Genomic DNA, 16,374 nt, shown 5'->3' on the forward strand with positions numbered 1-16,374 from the left:
GTGAGTGAGAGCGGACGCGAGATTTCCATCGAGCAGGCGCAGGAAGGCATGGTGCTGGCGCTGGCGCTGAGCGACGCCAGCGGCGCCGTGCTGCTGGCTCAGGGCGCCACCCTGACGGCGGCGAACCTGACGGCCTTGCGCAGGCGCAACGTGGAGCGCTGCCACGTCGTCATGGCAGAGGAGCCCGACCCCGCCGCGCAGGCGCATGCCGAGCAGGAGCGGGCTCGCCGCCTGGAACGGCTGGCTGTGCTGTTCCGCGCCACGCCGCCCGATTCCGCCGGGGCGGAACTGCTGGCGCTGCTGCGGCGCTACCGGCAAGGGAGCGGGGCATGACACGGCTCAGTTTTGAACACATCATCCGCCAGATACAGGAGCTGCCCTCGCTGCCCGTGGTGGTGCTGGAACTGCTGTCGAGCATGGACCAGGACGACACGGACGTGCACGTGCTGGCGCAAAAGATCGAGCTGGACCAGGGGCTGGCGGCGAAGACCCTGCGCATCGCCAATTCCTCGTTCTACGGCATGCAATCGAAGGTCACCAGCATTCCGCAAGCCGTTTCCGTGCTGGGCTTTCACAGCATCCGCACCGTCGTCACGGCCTGCGCCCTGACGGGCAGCTTCGCGCCCGTCAGCGGCGGCTTCGATTTCCAGGCGTTCTGGCGCCACTCGCTGGCCACGGCCATCGCCGCGCGCCTGCTGGCGCCGCACTTGCGCGTCAATCCCGAAACGGCATTCACGGCCGGCCTGCTGCACGACCTGGGCACCCTGGTGCTGGTGACGCGCTTCCCGGCCGAGCACGCGCTCGTGCGCAGCCACCGGCAGGCGCACGACTGCCAGATGGCCGAGGCGGAACTGGCCGTCATCGGCATCGATCACGCGCAGGTGGGCAGCGCCCTGGCCGCCTACTGGAAGTTTCCCGAGACGATACAGCAGGCGGTGGCTGACCACCATGCCATCGAACGGCTGGAAGCGGGCGGCTTGCCGCTGGCCGTGCACATGGCCAATGCCGTCGCCCTGGCGCTCGACCTGGCCGGCGTCGACGATGCGCTGGTGCCGCCGCTGTCGCCGGCGGGCTGGCGCAGCATCGCCCTGGACGAGCAGGCCTGGCTGGCGCTGCTGGCGCAAACGGAACACACCTTCGATGAAATGTCGCGGATCATGCTGGCATGAACAGGACAAAGGCCATGGACACAGACGCAGGGCAGGCGCTGCCCGCCACGCCGGAACGCCGCCAGGGCGACACCATCGCGCTGTCGGCGTTTTTCGACGGCCATCCCGTGGCCACCTTCGCCATCGACACGGACCACGTGGTGACGCACTGGAACAGCGCCTGCGAGCAGCTGCTGGGCTTTACGGCCGCCGAGATGGTCGGCACGCGCGACCACTGGAAGGCGTTCTATCCGCAGCCGCGCGCCTGCCTGGCCGACCTGCTGGTGGCCGACGATATCGCGCTCGGTGAAAATGACCTCTACCTTGGCAAGCTGAAGCGTTCTCCCGTGATCCCCGGCGCCTTTGAGGCCGAAGATTTCTTTGCCGATATCGGGCCCGACGGCCATTGGCTGCATTTCACGGCGGCGCCCCTGCGCGACCGCCAGGGGCGCCTGGTGGGCGCCATCGAAACCCTGCGCGACGTGAGCGAACGGCGCCTGGCGGAACTGGCGCTGCGCAAGGCGCACGACAACTGGAACACCTGGTGGCCAAGCGCACGGCCCAGCTGGCCGAAATGAACGAGCGCCTGGCCGACGACATCCGCCAGCGCCAGATCGCCGATCTGGAGCTGCGCGAACGCAACCTGGCCCTGACGGAATTGAACAGCAAGCTGTCGCTGGCCCAGCAAAAGCTGCTGCAGTCGGAAAAACTGGCGTCGATCGGCCAGCTGGCCGCCGGCGTGGCGCACGAGATCAACAATCCCATCGGCTATGTGTTTTCCAACGTCGGCACCCTGGAAGGCTACCTGGATGACCTGTTCAGCATGCTCGACGCCTACGAGGACGCCGAGCCGGCCGTCGCCGACCCCGTGGTGGCGGCGCGCCTGCGCGCGCTGCGCGAACAGATCGACCTCGATTTCCTGCGCACCGACATTCCCATGCTGATGGGCGAGTCGAAGGAAGGCATCGCGCGCGTGCGCCGCATCGTGCAGGACTTGAAGGATTTTTCGCGCACGGATGCGCACCAGGAGTGGGTCTGGGCCGACCTGCGCCAGGGCATCGATACCACGCTCAATATCGTGAATAACGAGGTCAAGTACAAGGCCGACGTGGTGCGCGAGTATGGCGACATTCCCGACATCGAATGCCAGCCTTCCGAGCTGAACCAGGTGATCATGAACCTCGTCGTCAACGCGGCCCACGCCATGGGCGAGGCGCGCGGACGCATCACGCTGCGCACGGGCAGCGACAACGCGACGGAAGTGTGGATCGAGGTCGAGGACACGGGCGGCGGCATCGCGCCCGAACACCTGTCGCGCATCTTCGATCCATTCTTCACCACCAAGGCCGTCGGCAAGGGCACGGGGCTGGGCCTGTCGCTGGCCTACACGACGGTGCAGAAACACCATGGCCGCATCGACGTGCGCAGCGTCATCGGCCGCGGCACCACCTTCCGCATCACCTTGCCCGTGCGCCAGGCGCAGGCCGTTGCACCATGACCGAACAGGACAGCATGAGCATGAGCACCAGTACCAGCGCCAGCACCGCGGCCGCGCCGCCCACCATCCTGTGCGTCGACGACGAGCCGAATATCCTGTCGTCGCTGCGGCGGCTGTTCCGCCCGCACGGCTACCGCGTGCTGACGGCCGACGGCGGCGCGGCCGGCCTGGCCCTGCTCGAGAGCGAGACGGTGGACCTGGTCATTTCCGACATGCGCATGCCGCACATGGATGGCGCGCAGTTCCTGGCCCAGGTGCGCCAGCGCTGGCCCGGCACCATACGCCTGCTGCTGACGGGCTATGCCGACATCCAGTCCATCCTCGACGCCATCAACCAGGGCGAGATCTACCGCTACGTGACCAAGCCGTGGGACGAGAACGATATCGTGCTGGTGGTGCGCCACGCGCTGGAACGGCGCGCGCTGGAACAGGAAAAACGGCGCCTGGAAGCGCTGACGGCCAGCCAGAACGTGGAGCTGCAGGCGCTCAACGCCAGCCTGGAAGCGAAGGTGGCCACGCGCACGCAGCAGCTGAAGCAGTCGCACGACGAGGTGCAGGCGGCCAACGAGCGCCTGAAGGCCACGTTCGTGACGACGATCAAGGTGTTTTCCAACCTGATCGAAATGCGCGGCGGCAAGCTGGCCGGCCATGCGCGGCGGGTGGCCGAACTGTCGCGCAAGCTGGCGCAGGCGCTGGGCCTGGAAGGGCAGGAGGCGCGCGACGTGTTCATCGCGGCCCTGCTCAAGGATATCGGCAAGCTGAGCCTGAGTGACGACGTGCTGGAACTGCCGGCCAGCGCCTGGACGGGCGAGCAGCTGGCCGCCTTCCGCAAGCATCCGCTGCGCGCCGAACAGCTGCTGATGGCGCTCGACGAGCTGCGCGCCGTTTCCGTGATGCTGCGCTCGCAGCTGGAGCGCTTCGACGGCGGCGGCTTTCCCGACGGCCTGGTGGGCCTGGCCATTCCCATGGGCGCGCGCATCCTGGCGCTGGCGTCCGACTACGACGGCTTGCAGATCGGCGCCATGGTGCAGCGCAGCCTGCGCGCCGAGGAAGCGCGCAGCCTGATCTACGACAGCGTCGGCAAGCGCTACGACCCGGCCGTGGTGGCCGCTTTCCGCAGCATCATGGAGGAGACGGAGCCGCCGGCGCGCGACCTGACCGTGCTGTCGGGCCAGCTGGAGCCGGGCATGACGCTGTCGCGCGACCTGATCAGCCGCGACGGCCTGATGCTGCTGGCGGCCGAACACGTGCTGACGGCCCGCGTGATCGCCCAGCTGCTCGATTTCGAAGGCAAGAATGGCGGGCGTCTGAGCATCCGCGTGTACGCGCCCGTGAAGGATGCCTAGGCGTTCGCGGTAGCGGCGCTGGGCGGCTGCAGCGGCAGGTGCACGGTAAAGCGCGTGCCCTGGCCCACTTCCGACGCCACCTCGATGCGTCCGCCGTGCTTGTTGACGATGCCGTACGACAGCGACAGGCCCAGGCCCGTGCCGCTGCCCACGGCCTTGGTGGTGAAGAACGGCTCGAAGATGCGGTTCAGGTGCTCGGGCGCGATGCCGGCGCCCGTGTCGCCGATTTCCACCCACACCCAGTCGCCCGCGTGGCCCGTGCGGATGCTGATCACGCCGTCGCTGCTGATGGCCTGGCCCGCGTTGACGAGCAGGTTCATGAAGACCTGGTTCAGCTGCGAGGCCAGGCACAGGATGGGCGGCAGCTCGCCATAGTGCTTCTCGATGCGCGCCTTGTATTTCAGTTCGTTGGCGACGATATTCAGGGTGCTGTCCAGGCCCGCATGCAGGCTGGCCACTTGCCAGTCCGTCTCGCCCACGTGGGAAAAATCCTTCAGCGCCTGCACGATGTCGCGCACGCGTTTCAAGCCATCCATCGATTCGCGCACCAGGTCGCCGATGTCGTCCTGCAGGAAGGCCAGGTCGGCCTGGCCGCGCACCTGGGCCACGCGCGCGGCCAGGGCCGGGCCGTCGAGCGGCTCGCGCATCGCCGCTTCATACTGGGCGATCACGTCGAACAGGGTGCCGACATAGGCTTGCAGCGAACTCATGTTGGAGTTGACGAAACCGATCGGGTTGTTGATTTCATGCGCGATGCCGGCCGCCAGCTGGCCGATGGACGCCATCTTTTCCGATTGCAGCAGCTGGTCGTGCGCTTCCTGCAACTTGCTGATCAGTAGTTGCTGCTCCTCGCCGCGCGCCTGCAGCATCGCTTCCATGCCCTTGCGTTCGGTGATATCCGTCAGCGAACCGATGACCTCGAACGGTACGCCGTGCTCGTCGCGCACCAGGCGCAGGCTGTCGTGCATCCACAGATAGCTGCCGTCGCGCACGCGGAAACGGTATTCATAGGCGCGCGCGCCTTCGACGAAGATCTGTGCCAGGCTGGAAAAGATGCCGGGGGCATCGTCGGGGTGGATGTGGTCGAACCAGAAATTCGGGTCGGCCACCATCTCCTCGGGCTGGTAGCCCAGCACATTCAAGGCATTGTTGCTGACAAAGGTCATCTTGAAGTCGCCGCTGGGCACGGTGCAATAGATGATGGAAGGCGTATTGTCGAGCAGGTATTGCAGGCGCACGGCCGTGGCCGCCGACGCGTCCGCATCAGGCGCCGCCCCGGCATGCCGGCCGGTATCGGGGGTGGAAAGGTCGAAATCCTCGAACTGCATCGTCACACCTCGCTGCCTGCACGGCATAGCTGTCATCCTGGCTGAATTATGCCTGATTCTGCCTGCCTTGGGCCGTCCATGGGCACACGCTCAAGGGGCCGGCGGCTGTTCGACGATCGCCATGCGCCGCGCGATGCGCTGCGCCGCTTGCGTGTCGCCCGCCTGTTCGGCGCGCAGGCGCTGCACGCCCAGCCAGGCCAGCAGCGGGCGGCGCCAGCCCTGGTCCGAGGCGGTGGCCACGGCCGTGTCGAGCAGCGCCGGCGTGGCGCGGCCCGAGCGCAGCAGCACGCCGGCCGCCACCAGCCGCGACAGCGGGTCATCGATGGCCGCCACGGCGCTGGCGGCGGCCGTGTCGGATGCGGCGCCGGCTGCCGCCCGCTGCGCTTGCGGCAGCAGGGCGGCGTCGGTCCCTTGCGCCTTGCCGGCCAAATAGGCCGCATACGCGCGGTCGGCGTCGTTCGCGTCCGCTTGCAGGGCGTCGAAGCCCCCGCAGTCCTCGAAGGCCAGGCTGGCCACGCGCGCGGCGCAGCGCAGCAGTTCGATGCGCGCCACCAGTTCGAGCTTGCCCGTGCCGGCCACCTGGCTGCGGGCGCGGCGGAATTCCGTCTGCTCGACCAGGGCGTTGCCATTCAGATAGGCGGCCTGGAAGCGTTCGATGGAACTTTGCGCATTCATCTTCCAGTCGGGCACGGGCGGGCCGCTGGAGCAGGCGGCGAGCAAGGTGGACAGCAGGACGGCGAGGGCGGGGCGGGACATTTTCATGGCAGTTTGATCTCCGGATTGCGCTTGAACGGCCATTTGCGGTTGATGTCATTGACCAGCTGCTCGACCTTGCGCAGATTGCTTTCCACGTCCGCGCGCAGCGGACCCAGATCGGCGGTCGCCGCCCTGGCGTTGGCGCCCACGGCTTGCGCCTCGACCAGCACGGCGTCGACTTTTTCAGGCTGGCGCGCGTGTCGGCCAGCAGGGCGTTCAGCTGCACGATGGTTGCCTGCGCATCCGTCATGACGCCCTTGTCGCCGAAGACGCGCGTGTCGGCATTGGCCACCAGGCCATCCGTGCGGCGCGCCAGCTGGTCGGCCGTAACCAGCAGGGCGTTGGCCCGCTCGACCAGCAGGCGCGACTGCTTGTCGTCGCCCGTCAGCAAGCCCATGGCGCCGCCCGGGCCGCTCAGCTTGCCCGTCACGGCCTGCACGTTGCGCAAGGTGCCGTCGAGGGCGGAATCGCTGCCCGTCAGGCTGGCCACGTTGTTGAGCAAATCCTTGGCGGCGGCCAGCAGGCGGGGAATTTCCGCCGCCATGTCGCCCACCAGCAAGTCGCGCGTGGCGTCGTCGGGCAGCGGCGGGTCCGTCAGGATGCCGCTGTAGGCGCGCAGCTTGGCGCCGCCCACGATGCCCCGCTCCAGGGTGAAGATGGAGCTGCTGCGCAGCCAGTGCGCATCCTTGCGCGGCACGTCGACGATGACGCGCGCCCGCCCGTCCGGCGCCAGTTCGATGCGCTGCACGCGGCCGATGGGAAAGCCGGAAAAGGTCAGGTCAGCGCCCACGCCCACGCCGTCGGAATCGTCGGCCGTCAGCACCAGGGTTTGCGTGGCTTCGAAGGCGCCGCGCGCATACATCAGGTAGACGACGGAGCCGACCACCAGCACGAACATGAAGATGAGCAGGATGGCCGCCTTCAGTTCGGCGTGGCGCACGGGCGGCGGGGCGGGCAGAACGGAATCTTGCGTGAGACCGGCTGGCGCCGTGACGTCGACCTGGTCGGGATTTTGCGGTTGGCTCATGGCTTCTGGCTCTGGTATGGGGGAAATCGGAATCGCTGGCGAGTGGCGGGCATCAGTAGTAATTGCCCATCAGCGAAGCCACTTCGATCAGTAGGATGACGGAAAACAGGCGCAGCATTTCGGACAGGCCGTGCGCGGCCCACAGGCGGTTGCGGCGGCCGTGCGGGTCTTCCGGATAGTACGAGGAGGCCAGCGGGATCAGGGCCACGGCAAAGCTGAAGAAGATCACCTTGAGCATCAGGATCAGGGCCACGGCCGGGTTGAAGATCTGCCCCACCACGCGCGTGTAGCCTTGCAGCGCCCATGGCGTGAAACCGTAGATGGTGAGGTAGGCGAGGATCAGCGAGGTGACGCAGCTGACGATGGCGAGCATCCACACGGCGAAGATGCCGGACATGACGCGTGGAAAGTATTCGCGGCGCAGCAGGTCGACGCCCTGGCGCTGCATGGTGTCAAGCATGCCGGAAGAGCGCATTTGCGCAAATGCAATGCCGTCGGGCAGGGTCAGGCGCAGCGCCACGAACAGGGCGGCCGTCAGCGGTATCAGTTCCAGCACCAGCACGCGCACCACCATTTCCAGCGCATAGCGCGACAGGCCGTAGCTTTGCGCGCTGACGACGACGATGCGGATCAGCACCAGGCTGACGAGCGCGCAGGCCACGCTGAACCACACGAGGTTGGGCGCCGTGTTCGTCACGAGGCGGTGCGCGAGGATGGGACGGTTGTCGCGGTTATAGCTCGACGGCGACAGGGCCAGCGAAAACACGAGGATGGCGAAATGCAGCATGCGCCACCAGCTGACCAGCCAGGCCATGGTGGCCCGGTGCAGGCGGCGCAGGCTGATGATGAGGGAGACGGAGAGGGTCATCATGGCATCTTAACATTGGATGCGTTCGATACAAGCGATTGTCCTGCCGTGCGGCCGTGCGGCCGTGCCCGGCAGCCTGGCTACTGGCCGGCCACGCTGGCGACGCTGTGGATAATCGCGTCGGCCGCCGCGCGCACGCGGGCCGAGCGGTTCAGGTCGGCGTGCATGACCAGCCACACGTCGTAGCTTTCCGCCCGTTCGGGCCAGATGCGCACGAGCTGCGGGTCGATGTCGCCCAGGTGAGTGGCCAGCTCGGCCACGCCCAGGCCCGCGCGCGTGGCTTCCTGCAGCATGGCCGCCGAATTGACTTCCATGGCGACCCTGGCGTTGGCGACGGGCTCGCCGGCGATTTTCTCCGCGTGCCGCGGCGTCACGGAATGGTGGTAGATGACGATGTCGTGGCCGGCCAGCGCCGTGCCGCGCACGGGTTCGCCCCGTGCGGCCAGATAGGTCTTCGATGCGTACAGGCCCAGGCTGCGCTTGACCAGGTGGCGGGAAATGAGGTCCGGGTCGGTGGGACGCACGCCGCGTACGGCCAGGTCCGCTTCGCGCCGCGTCAGGCTGGCCAGCGCGGGCGCCACGTTGAGCACGATGCGGATGTCCGGATGCGCCGCGTGCAGCCGCTGCATGGCGCGGATGACGAAATGGCTGGCCATGGTGTCCGTGGTGGCCACGCGCACCAGGCCGCTTAAACGGGTGTCGACGCCCTGCATCTCGCGCTGCAGCTTGTCGGCCGCCCGTTCCATCGCCTCGGCGGCCGTCAGCGCCAGCTCGCCGGCCGGCGTGGGCACATAGCCCGACGGCGTGCGCAGGAACAGGGTGGCGCCCAGCGACGTTTCCAGCGCGGCCAGGCGGCGCCCGCAGGTGGCCTGGTCGATGCACAGCAGGGCGGCCGCGCCGCGCAGGGTGCCGGCCCGGCCGATGGCCAGAAAGATGCGCGCGTTATCCCAATCCAAGCTGCTTCTCCTATTGCGTATGGTGATGCATTTTTGCATCAGTTTGCCGAGTTTATGCCTGTTTACTGCATCGTGCAACGCTCGCATAATGGCTGCCCCCTGTTACTGCAAGGAGTACCATGACTGCCTCTCTACCGCGCCGCGCCAGCGGCTTGATCTTGCTGACCCTGGCCTTCGGCTTCGTCATGGCGATGCTCGACGTCACGGCCGTCAACGTGGCGCTGTCCGATATCGCGCTGGACTTGCATATCCCGCTGACGGGCCTGGTCTGGGTGGTCGACGGCTACACCTTGACGTTCGCCGCGCTGCTGCTGGCCGGCGGCGCGCTGGCCGACCGCTACGGGCCGAAAGCCGTGTACCAGGGCGGCCTCGGCGTCTTCATCCTCGGCTCGATCCTGTGCGGCGCCGCGCCCGACGGGCATTTCCTGACGGCCGCGCGTTTGCTGCAGGGCGCGGGCGCGGCCCTGTTCATGCCCAGTTCGCTCAGCCTGCTCACGCACAGCTTTGACGACGAGCGCGAACGCACGCGCATGCTGGGCGCCTGGTCGGCGCTGGTGGGCGTGGCCGGTGCGTCCGGCCCCTTGATCGGCGGCATCCTCGTGCACCAGTTCGGCTGGCGCAGCGTGTTCTGGGTGAACGTGCCGCTGGGCCTGCTGGCCATCGTCATGGCGCAGCTGCTGCTGGCCGCGCCGGCGCGCCAGCCGCGCGATCTGTCTCTGTTCAGCCATGCGCTGGGTGTGGCGGCGCTGGCGGGCCTCAGTTTCGTGCTGATCGAAGGGCCCGTGCTGGGCTGGCTGTCGCCCGGCGTGCTGACGGCGGGCGCCGTGACGCTGTTGTCGGCCGGGCAGTTGCTGCGGCGCGAGCGCAGCGGCAGCCATCCGCTGTTGCCGCGTGAACTGTTTCACAGCAGCAGCTTTGGCGCGGCCAATGGCGTGGGTTTTCTGATCAATTTCTGCGTATTCGGCCAGCTGTTCTTATTGAGCCTGTTCCTGCAGCAGTCGGGCGGCGCCGACGCCCTGCAGTCGGGCTTGCGCCTGCTGCCCATGATGGCGGCCTACACGGTGGGGAACTTCATGGCGGGACGTATCGCGGCCCGTCATGGCACGCGCTGGCCCATGCTGGCCGGCTTGCTGGTGGGGGCCGCGATGGCCCTGCTGCTGATGGGCTTGCGTCCGGGCACGCCGTATGGCTGGCTGGCGCTGGGCACGGCCGTCATGAACGTGGCCATCGGCATCGCCATTCCCGCCATGACGGCCACCGTGATGCGGGTGGCCGGCAAGCGGCATGCGAACAGCGCGGCGGCGGCCCTGAATGCCAACCGCCAGATCGGCGCGCTGGTGGGCGTGGCGCTGATCGGCAGCATCCTGCACATGCTGCCCGACTGGTCGCTGCGCCTGCCGCTGGCCTACGCGACGATCGCCGCCGCGTATGGCCTGGCGGCGGGCCTCGTGTACCGCCACGTGCATGTGCCGAAGGCCGTGGCCGCCGCGTGAGCGCTTACTGTACGCTTATTTTCCGTGCGTGCTGCGCCATTCCACCAGTTCTTCGATGGTCAGGATCGGCATGCCGTGCAGTTCGGCGAAGCGTTCGATATCGTCGCCGCGCATCATGGTGCCGTCCGGGTTCATCAGCTCGCACAGCACGGCGGCCGGGTTCAGGCCCGCCATGCGCGACAGGTCGACGGAGCCTTCCGTGTGGCCACGGCGCTCGAGCACGCCGCCGGGCGCGGCGCGCAGGGGGAAGACGTGGCCGGGGCGCACCAGGTCGGCGGGCTTGGCGTTCGGCGCGATGGCGGCGCGGATGGTGGTGACCCGGTCGGCGGCCGACACGCCCGTCGTGACGCCGTCGCGCGCCTCGATGGAGACGGTGAACGGCGTGCCGTAGCGGCTGCCGTTGTCGGACGACATGGGCGGCAATTCCAGCGCGCTGACGACGTCCGTGGGCAGGCACAGGCAGACGATGCCGCTGCATTCGCGGATCAGCAAAGCCATGGTTTCGTGCGTGAGTTTCTCGGCAGACAGGATCAGGTCGGCTTCGTTTTCACGGTCGAAATCGTCGAGCAGGATGACGGGAATGCCGGCGCGCATGGCGGCCAGGGCGGACTGGATGCGACCTTCCAGGTCGTTGGAAAGCAGGGTATAGCTGTTGACTAACATGGTGAAACGCTCCTCGCATAGGCGAAAAACGCTGCAGGGCAAGCGAATAGACGCAGCCGGCCGCATCGACAGGTCGATCGGACATCGCGTTTACTGCACATCTTCTTTCATCCGGACTATACCGTCGGCCCCGGAGTCACACCGGATCTGCTGACCTCGCCAAGCGGTGCCTGGAAAGCGCTCGCGGGCTTGACCGTTGCCGGTCTTACCGCCGGTGGGGAATCGCACCCCGCCCCGAAGACGTATTGTTGTGCCGGTCCACATGACCGGCGGCAATACTTTAGCACAGATGAAAAAATGTGGCAGGACACTGTTGAGTTTGCTATTCGGCAAAGTTCCCTGGGAAAAATGGTTTACCCTAAGCTGTTTTTAATGGCGGAAAGACGATTTCAGTGTAAGGTATGACTACTGAATCTTACCGTTGAGAATACATGAAGCTGAGTAAATTACGCCTGATCTCGGGCGCCGTCTTGCTGGCGTGCGCCTGCATGGCCCAGGCGGAAATCCGTTTGACCGATCCCCTGCCGCTGGCACCAGAAGTTACCGTCGGAAAACTGCCGAACGGCTTGACCTATTACATCAAGAAAAATGCCCGTCCCGCGCAGAAAGTGGAGTTGCGCCTGGTGGTGAAAGCCGGCTCCATCCTGGAAGACGACGACCAGCAAGGCCTGGCGCATTTCACGGAACACATGGCCTTCAATGGCTCCACGCATTTCAAGCGCAATGAACTGATTTCCTATTTGCAATCGATCGGCGTGAAGTTCGGCGCCGACCTGAACGCCTACACGAGCTTCGATGAAACCGTCTACGTGCTGCCGATTCCCACGAACAAGAAGGAAAACCTGGAAAAGGGGTTTCTCGTGCTGGAAGACTGGGCGCATGGCTTGAAATTCAATCCGGCCGACATCAACAGCGAGCGCGGCATCGTGCTGGAAGAGGCGCGCCTGGGCAAGGGCGCCAGCGACCGCATGAACAAGGTCTTGTATCCGAAACTGCTGAACGGTTCGCGCTATGCGGAACGCATGCCGATCGGCAAGGAATCGGTGCTGAAAACCTTCAAGCCGGAAGCCATCAAGCGTTTCTACAAGGATTGGTACCGTCCCGATCTGATGGCCGTGATGGTGGTCGGCGACGTGGAGCCGAGCCAGGCTGAAAAGCTGATCCGGCAGCATTTCGGCAAGCTGAAAAACCCCGCGAAACCGCGTCCGCGCCTGTATGCGGAAGTGCCGCAGCGTTCGCAGACGGAAGCGCTGGTGATCACGGACAAGGAAGCGCCGGACGACAGCGTCTTCATCCGCTACCCCATCCGCGCCGCGCAGGAGCCCGTCACCATCGCCGACTACCGCCGCCAGATGATCGAAAACCTGTATGGCCAGATGCTCAGCGCGCGCATGCAGGAATTGACGCAGCAGGCGAACCCGCCCTTCATCCAGGGCGGCAGCAGCATGGGCAAGCTGGTGCGCGGCTATGAATCGTTCAGCGCGTATGCCTTGCTGGGCAAGGGCGGCGTGCAGCCGGCCGTCGATGCGCTGGTGCAGGAAGATGAACGGGCGCGCCGCTTCGGCTTCAGCCAGGATGAGCTGGACCGCGCGCGCAAGGACATGCTGCGCAATTACGAGCGCGCGTACAGCGAGCGCGACAAGTCCGATTCGGCCGGTTTCGTGGCCGAGTATTCGCGCAACTTCCTGGAACAGGAAGCCATCCCCGGCATCGCCAACGAATTGCTGTACGCGCAGGAACTCTTGCCGCAGGTGACCTTGCAGGAAATCAACGAGACGGTGGCCAAGGTGATTCCCGACCAGCAAAAGAAGCTGGTGGTCTTCATGGGCGCCGAACCGAAAGCGGGCGATGCGGCCTCGACTGTGCCGACGCAGCAGCAATTGCTCGACGCCGTGGCGCAAGCGGAGCGGCAAACCGTCGAGCCGCGCACGGAAAAAGTGCTTGCCAGCAAGCTGATGGACGGCCCGCCGGCCGGCGGCAGCATCGTCTCGGAAAAGTTGAACAGCGCCATCGGCGTGACGGAACTGATCCTGGGCAATGGCGTGCGCGTGTTGTTGAAACCGACGGATTTCAAGAACGACCAGGTGCTGATGGGCTCGACGCGCTTCGGCGGCCAGTCGCTGTTCGGCGACGCCGACATCTACAACGCCCGCTATGCCAGCGCCGTGGTCGGCAGCATGGGGCTGAAGGATTTGGCGCCGCTGGACTTGCAAAAAGTGCTGGCCGGAAAAACGGTCAATGTGGGCGCTTCGCTGGGCGAGCTGAGCGAAGGCTTTGGCGGCTCGGCCAGCGGCGCCGACGTGGAAGCCATGTTGCAGCTCGTGTATTTGTATTTCAATGACGTGCGCAAGGATGCGGGCCTGTACCAGTCCTTCATCGGCAAGCAGCAGGACCTGGCGAAAAACAGCATGGCGCAGCCGGAAGCCGTGTTCTACGATGCCATCCAGCACGCCATGTATGGCGACAACCCCCGCGTTGATGGCGTGCCGCGCGCGGCCGATTTCGACAAGGTGGGCCTGGACCGCTCATTGGACATCTTCCGCCAGCGCTTTTCCAGCGCGCGCGGCATGACCTTCATCTTTGCGGGCAGCTTCGAGCTCGACAAGATCAAGCCCCTGATCGCCAGCTACCTGGGCACCTTGCCCGTGGGCGAGGTGGCGCACGCCTACCGCGACGTGGGCATGCGCCCGGTGACCGGGGTCGTCAAGAAGGATATCTACATGGGCAGCGAGCCCAAAAGCACGATTTCCATCACCTTCAATGGCGACGCGGCGTATTCGGACGAGCAGAAACTGACCCTGCAGGCGCTGGGCGAGGTGCTGAACCTGAAAGTCATCGAAGTGCTGCGCGAAAAGATGAGCATGATCTATGGCGGCGGCTTTGAAACCTCGATGGGCCAGCATCCGTACGGCCATTATTCGGTGGCCTTGAATTTGCCGACGGGACCGGAAAACGTGGACAAGGTGATCGCCGCGGCCTTTGCCGAAATCAACAAGATGAAGGCGGACGGGCCGTCCGTGGCCGACCTGGAAAAGGTCAAGCTGAACTGGATCACGCGCCAGCAAAAATCGCTGCGCGAAAACCGCTACTGGATGAGCCAGCTGATGGGTTCGGTGACGCAGGGGCGCGATCCCGCGCACATCCTGCGTTACGAGCAGCGCGTGCGCGCCATCACGCCGCAAGCCGTCAAGCTGGCCGCGCAGCGCTACCTGGACATGCACAATTATGTGCAGGTGGTGCTGTATCCGGAACGTAAAAACGTCGCGGCCAAGTAATTTATATGCCGGGCTTGCCGGGACGCTAGCGTGCCGAAGCTGTTAAACTGCTGTTAATTGATCTGATCGCAATTTAACAAGCAAGGAAATACGATGGCGAAGAAAGAAGAACTCGATCCGGAAACCCTGGAATTGATCAACTGGTGTATCGAGGTCGAAGGCTTCCTCGTGGCCGGCGGCGCCACCGTGGCGCAGGCGCAGGACCATATCGAAGAGCAGGTCGAGTGGTTTACCGACAAGTTCTATGATGGTTTGACGCCCGAAGAGGCGGCCAAGGAAGCGCTGGCGTGACGCGTCAGTAACAGCGAGTAGCAACAAAGCGGGCGGTGCCTGCCGGGCATCAGCCCGGTAGCGCCGCCCGCTTTGCTTTTCTGAAAAGATTTCCATTGGGAAATTGTTTATAATTCCACATTTTCTTTATCCAGGCACCCATGACTCTCCGTTCGCGCATTCTTTTATTGTGTTTCAGCACCTTGCTTGGCATCGTCCTCATCGCTTCCTTTTCCCTGTATTCCTTGCGCCAGACCATGATGGCCGAGCGCGTCGAGCAATTGACGGTGCTGGTCGAACTGGCCAACGCGTCGGTGGAAAAGGCGTATGCGCTGGAACAGTCGGGGAAGCTCACGCGGGAGCAGGCCCAGCAGCAGGCCAAGCTGGCCATCGGCAGCTTCGTCAAGGATGAGATGTATTACTTCGTGCGCGATTTCAGCACGGACTTGCTGTACGTGCATCCGAATGCTTCGCGCATCGGCACGCCGCAAAAGAACATGAAGCAGTCGGGCGACCGCTACCGCGCCGCGCTGGCCAACAGCCGCATCGGCCTGGTGCTGGCGGACGGCACGCGTCCGGGTGTGAAGGACCCGGTGGCGAAGATGTATGCCGTGGTGAAATTTGCGCCGTGGGATTGGCTGATCGGCACGGGCACGTATATCGATGACATCAACCACAAGTTCTGGGCCCAGGCGGGTGCGCTGCTGGCCATTGGCGGCGCGCTGATGGTGGTGGTGGGCGCCCTGGCGGCCCTGATGCTGCGCCGCATCCTGGCCCAGCTCGGTGGCGAGCCCGACTATGCTGTCGCCATCGTGGCGCAAATCGCCCAGGGCGATCTGACCACGCAGATCGACACGCGTCCCGGCGACACATCGAGCCTGTTGATGGCGATCAAGGCCATGCGCGACAACCTGGCGCACCTGGTGAGCCAGGTGCGCAGCGATGCGGAATCGATTTCCACGGCATCGGGCGAGATCGCTTCCGGCAACCACGACCTGTCGGCGCGCACGGAGCAGCAGGCGGGATCCCTGGAAGAAACGGCTTCGACCATGGAAGAAATGACCTCGACCGTGCGCCAGAATGCGGACAATGCGCGCCAGGCCAACCAGCTGGCCATTTCTGCCTCGCAAGTGGCGAGCCAGGCGGGCGGCGTGGTGAGCCAGGTGGTCGACACCATGGGCGCCATCAATGCCTCGTCGAAAAAGATCGGCGACATCATCGCCGTCATCGACGGCATCGCCTTCCAGACGAATATCCTGGCCCTGAACGCGGCCGTGGAAGCGGCGCGCGCGGGCGAGCAGGGCCGTGGCTTCGCCGTCGTCGCCAGCGAGGTGCGCAACCTGGCCCAGCGCTCGGCCGGTGCCGCCAAGGAGATCAAGCAATTGATCGACAGCTCCGCCGAACAGGTGGGCGCCGGTGAAAAACTGGTGGCGCTGGCGGGCGAAACGATGGAAAAAGTCGTGTCCAGCGTGCAGCACGTGACCGATATCGTGGCCGAGATTTCCTCGGCCAGCGCCGAGCAGAGCGCCGGCATCGAGCAGATCAACCAGGCCATCGTCGAGATGGATAACATGACGCAGCAAAACTCGGCCCTGGTCGAGCAGGCGTCGGCGGCGGCGCAGGCGATGAACGAGCAGGCGGCGGGGCTGGCGCAGATCGTCAGCGTGTTCAAGGTGGGCGCCGTGGCGCCGGCCGCGGCACCGCGGCGCCTGGCGCGCTAGCCGCTTTTTCTGTCATGAGGGGAAC

The 16,374-nt window shown here is 65.5% G+C and carries 14 protein-coding genes, 1 pseudogene and 1 riboswitch; of the genes and pseudogenes, 9 read left to right on the top strand and 6 right to left on the bottom strand.

The window, feature by feature from the left end; genetic code table 11:
* From ACRHIG_RS12925 to nosR, 5 genes are read left to right on the top strand one after another with little or no spacing between them, the layout of a single operon-like run.
* Positions 1-333, top strand: a complete 333-nt coding sequence (locus tag ACRHIG_RS12925) for a hypothetical protein (RefSeq protein ID WP_475415274.1) — start codon at positions 1-3, stop codon at positions 331-333.
* Positions 330-1,169: an HDOD domain-containing protein gene (locus ACRHIG_RS12930; protein WP_475415275.1), complete on the top strand. Its 840-nt coding sequence runs from the start codon at positions 330-332 to the stop codon at positions 1,167-1,169. Before ACRHIG_RS12925 ends, ACRHIG_RS12930 begins: the two co-directional genes overlap by 4 nt.
* A gap of 14 nt (positions 1,170-1,183) precedes the next feature.
* On the top strand, positions 1,184-1,726 hold the full coding sequence (locus ACRHIG_RS12935; RefSeq protein WP_489630393.1) for a PAS domain-containing protein: 543 nt from the start codon (positions 1,184-1,186) through the stop codon (positions 1,724-1,726).
* Positions 1,693-2,646 (top strand): ATP-binding protein, encoded by a 954-nt coding sequence (locus tag ACRHIG_RS12940; protein WP_489630394.1) that lies wholly within the window; start codon positions 1,693-1,695, stop codon positions 2,644-2,646. Before ACRHIG_RS12935 ends, ACRHIG_RS12940 begins: the two co-directional genes overlap by 34 nt.
* Entirely contained in the window at positions 2,643-3,992 is a 1,350-nt protein-coding gene (nosR, locus tag ACRHIG_RS12945; RefSeq protein ID WP_489630395.1) for a response regulator c-di-GMP phosphodiesterase, NosR family, read from the top strand. The genes ACRHIG_RS12940 and nosR overlap by 4 nt, the downstream gene beginning before the upstream one ends.
* Here the strand turns inward: nosR and ACRHIG_RS12950 are convergent.
* From ACRHIG_RS12950 to ACRHIG_RS12970, 5 genes and pseudogenes are all read right to left on the bottom strand, one after another.
* Positions 3,989-5,320 carry an ATP-binding protein gene (locus ACRHIG_RS12950; protein ID WP_489630396.1) on the bottom strand — a complete coding sequence of 444 codons (1,332 nt, stop codon included), beginning with the start codon at positions 5,318-5,320 and terminating at the stop codon, positions 3,989-3,991. The two genes, nosR and ACRHIG_RS12950, sit on opposite strands and share 4 nt — an antisense overlap.
* Positions 5,321-5,410: 90 nt before the next feature.
* Positions 5,411-6,082: a hypothetical protein gene (locus ACRHIG_RS12955; RefSeq protein WP_489630397.1), complete on the bottom strand. Its 672-nt coding sequence runs from the start codon at positions 6,080-6,082 to the stop codon at positions 5,411-5,413.
* Positions 6,079-7,103: pseudogene (locus ACRHIG_RS12960) on the bottom strand (MlaD family protein). Before ACRHIG_RS12960 ends, ACRHIG_RS12955 begins: the two are co-directional and overlap by 4 nt.
* 52 nt (positions 7,104-7,155) lie before the next feature.
* A complete protein-coding gene (locus ACRHIG_RS12965; protein WP_070224172.1) occupies positions 7,156-7,971 on the bottom strand; it encodes an MlaE family ABC transporter permease in 816 nt (271 codons plus the stop codon).
* An 80-nt stretch (positions 7,972-8,051) separates the two neighbouring features.
* A complete protein-coding gene (locus ACRHIG_RS12970) occupies positions 8,052-8,927 on the bottom strand; it encodes a LysR family transcriptional regulator (RefSeq protein ID WP_475415280.1) in 876 nt (291 codons plus the stop codon).
* Positions 8,928-9,046: 119 nt separating this feature from the next.
* Between ACRHIG_RS12970 and ACRHIG_RS12975 the strand changes: the two genes are divergently transcribed.
* Positions 9,047-10,420: an MFS transporter gene (locus tag ACRHIG_RS12975; protein ID WP_489630398.1), complete on the top strand. Its 1,374-nt coding sequence runs from the start codon at positions 9,047-9,049 to the stop codon at positions 10,418-10,420.
* Positions 10,421-10,435: 15 nt separating this feature from the next.
* On the opposite strand, the gene ribB is transcribed toward ACRHIG_RS12975, so the two are convergent.
* On the bottom strand, positions 10,436-11,083 hold the full coding sequence (gene ribB, locus ACRHIG_RS12980; RefSeq protein ID WP_489630399.1) for a 3,4-dihydroxy-2-butanone-4-phosphate synthase: 648 nt from the start codon (positions 11,081-11,083) through the stop codon (positions 10,436-10,438).
* Positions 11,084-11,178: 95 nt separating this feature from the next.
* Positions 11,179-11,329: riboswitch (FMN riboswitch) on the bottom strand.
* Positions 11,330-11,514: 185 nt separating this feature from the next.
* Here ribB and ACRHIG_RS12985 point away from each other — a divergent pair.
* From ACRHIG_RS12985 to ACRHIG_RS12995, 3 genes are all read left to right on the top strand, one after another.
* On the top strand, positions 11,515-14,358 hold the full coding sequence (locus ACRHIG_RS12985) for a M16 family metallopeptidase (protein WP_489630400.1): 2,844 nt from the start codon (positions 11,515-11,517) through the stop codon (positions 14,356-14,358).
* Positions 14,359-14,451: 93 nt separating this feature from the next.
* Complete coding sequence (locus tag ACRHIG_RS12990) at positions 14,452-14,649, top strand: hypothetical protein (protein WP_489630401.1); 198 nt, start codon at positions 14,452-14,454, stop codon at positions 14,647-14,649.
* A gap of 140 nt (positions 14,650-14,789) precedes the next feature.
* Positions 14,790-16,349: a methyl-accepting chemotaxis protein gene (locus tag ACRHIG_RS12995; RefSeq protein WP_475415284.1), complete on the top strand. Its 1,560-nt coding sequence runs from the start codon at positions 14,790-14,792 to the stop codon at positions 16,347-16,349.
* Positions 16,350-16,374: the final 25 nt, after the last annotated feature.

It is taken from the genome of Janthinobacterium sp. C22 (assembly GCF_057919405.1).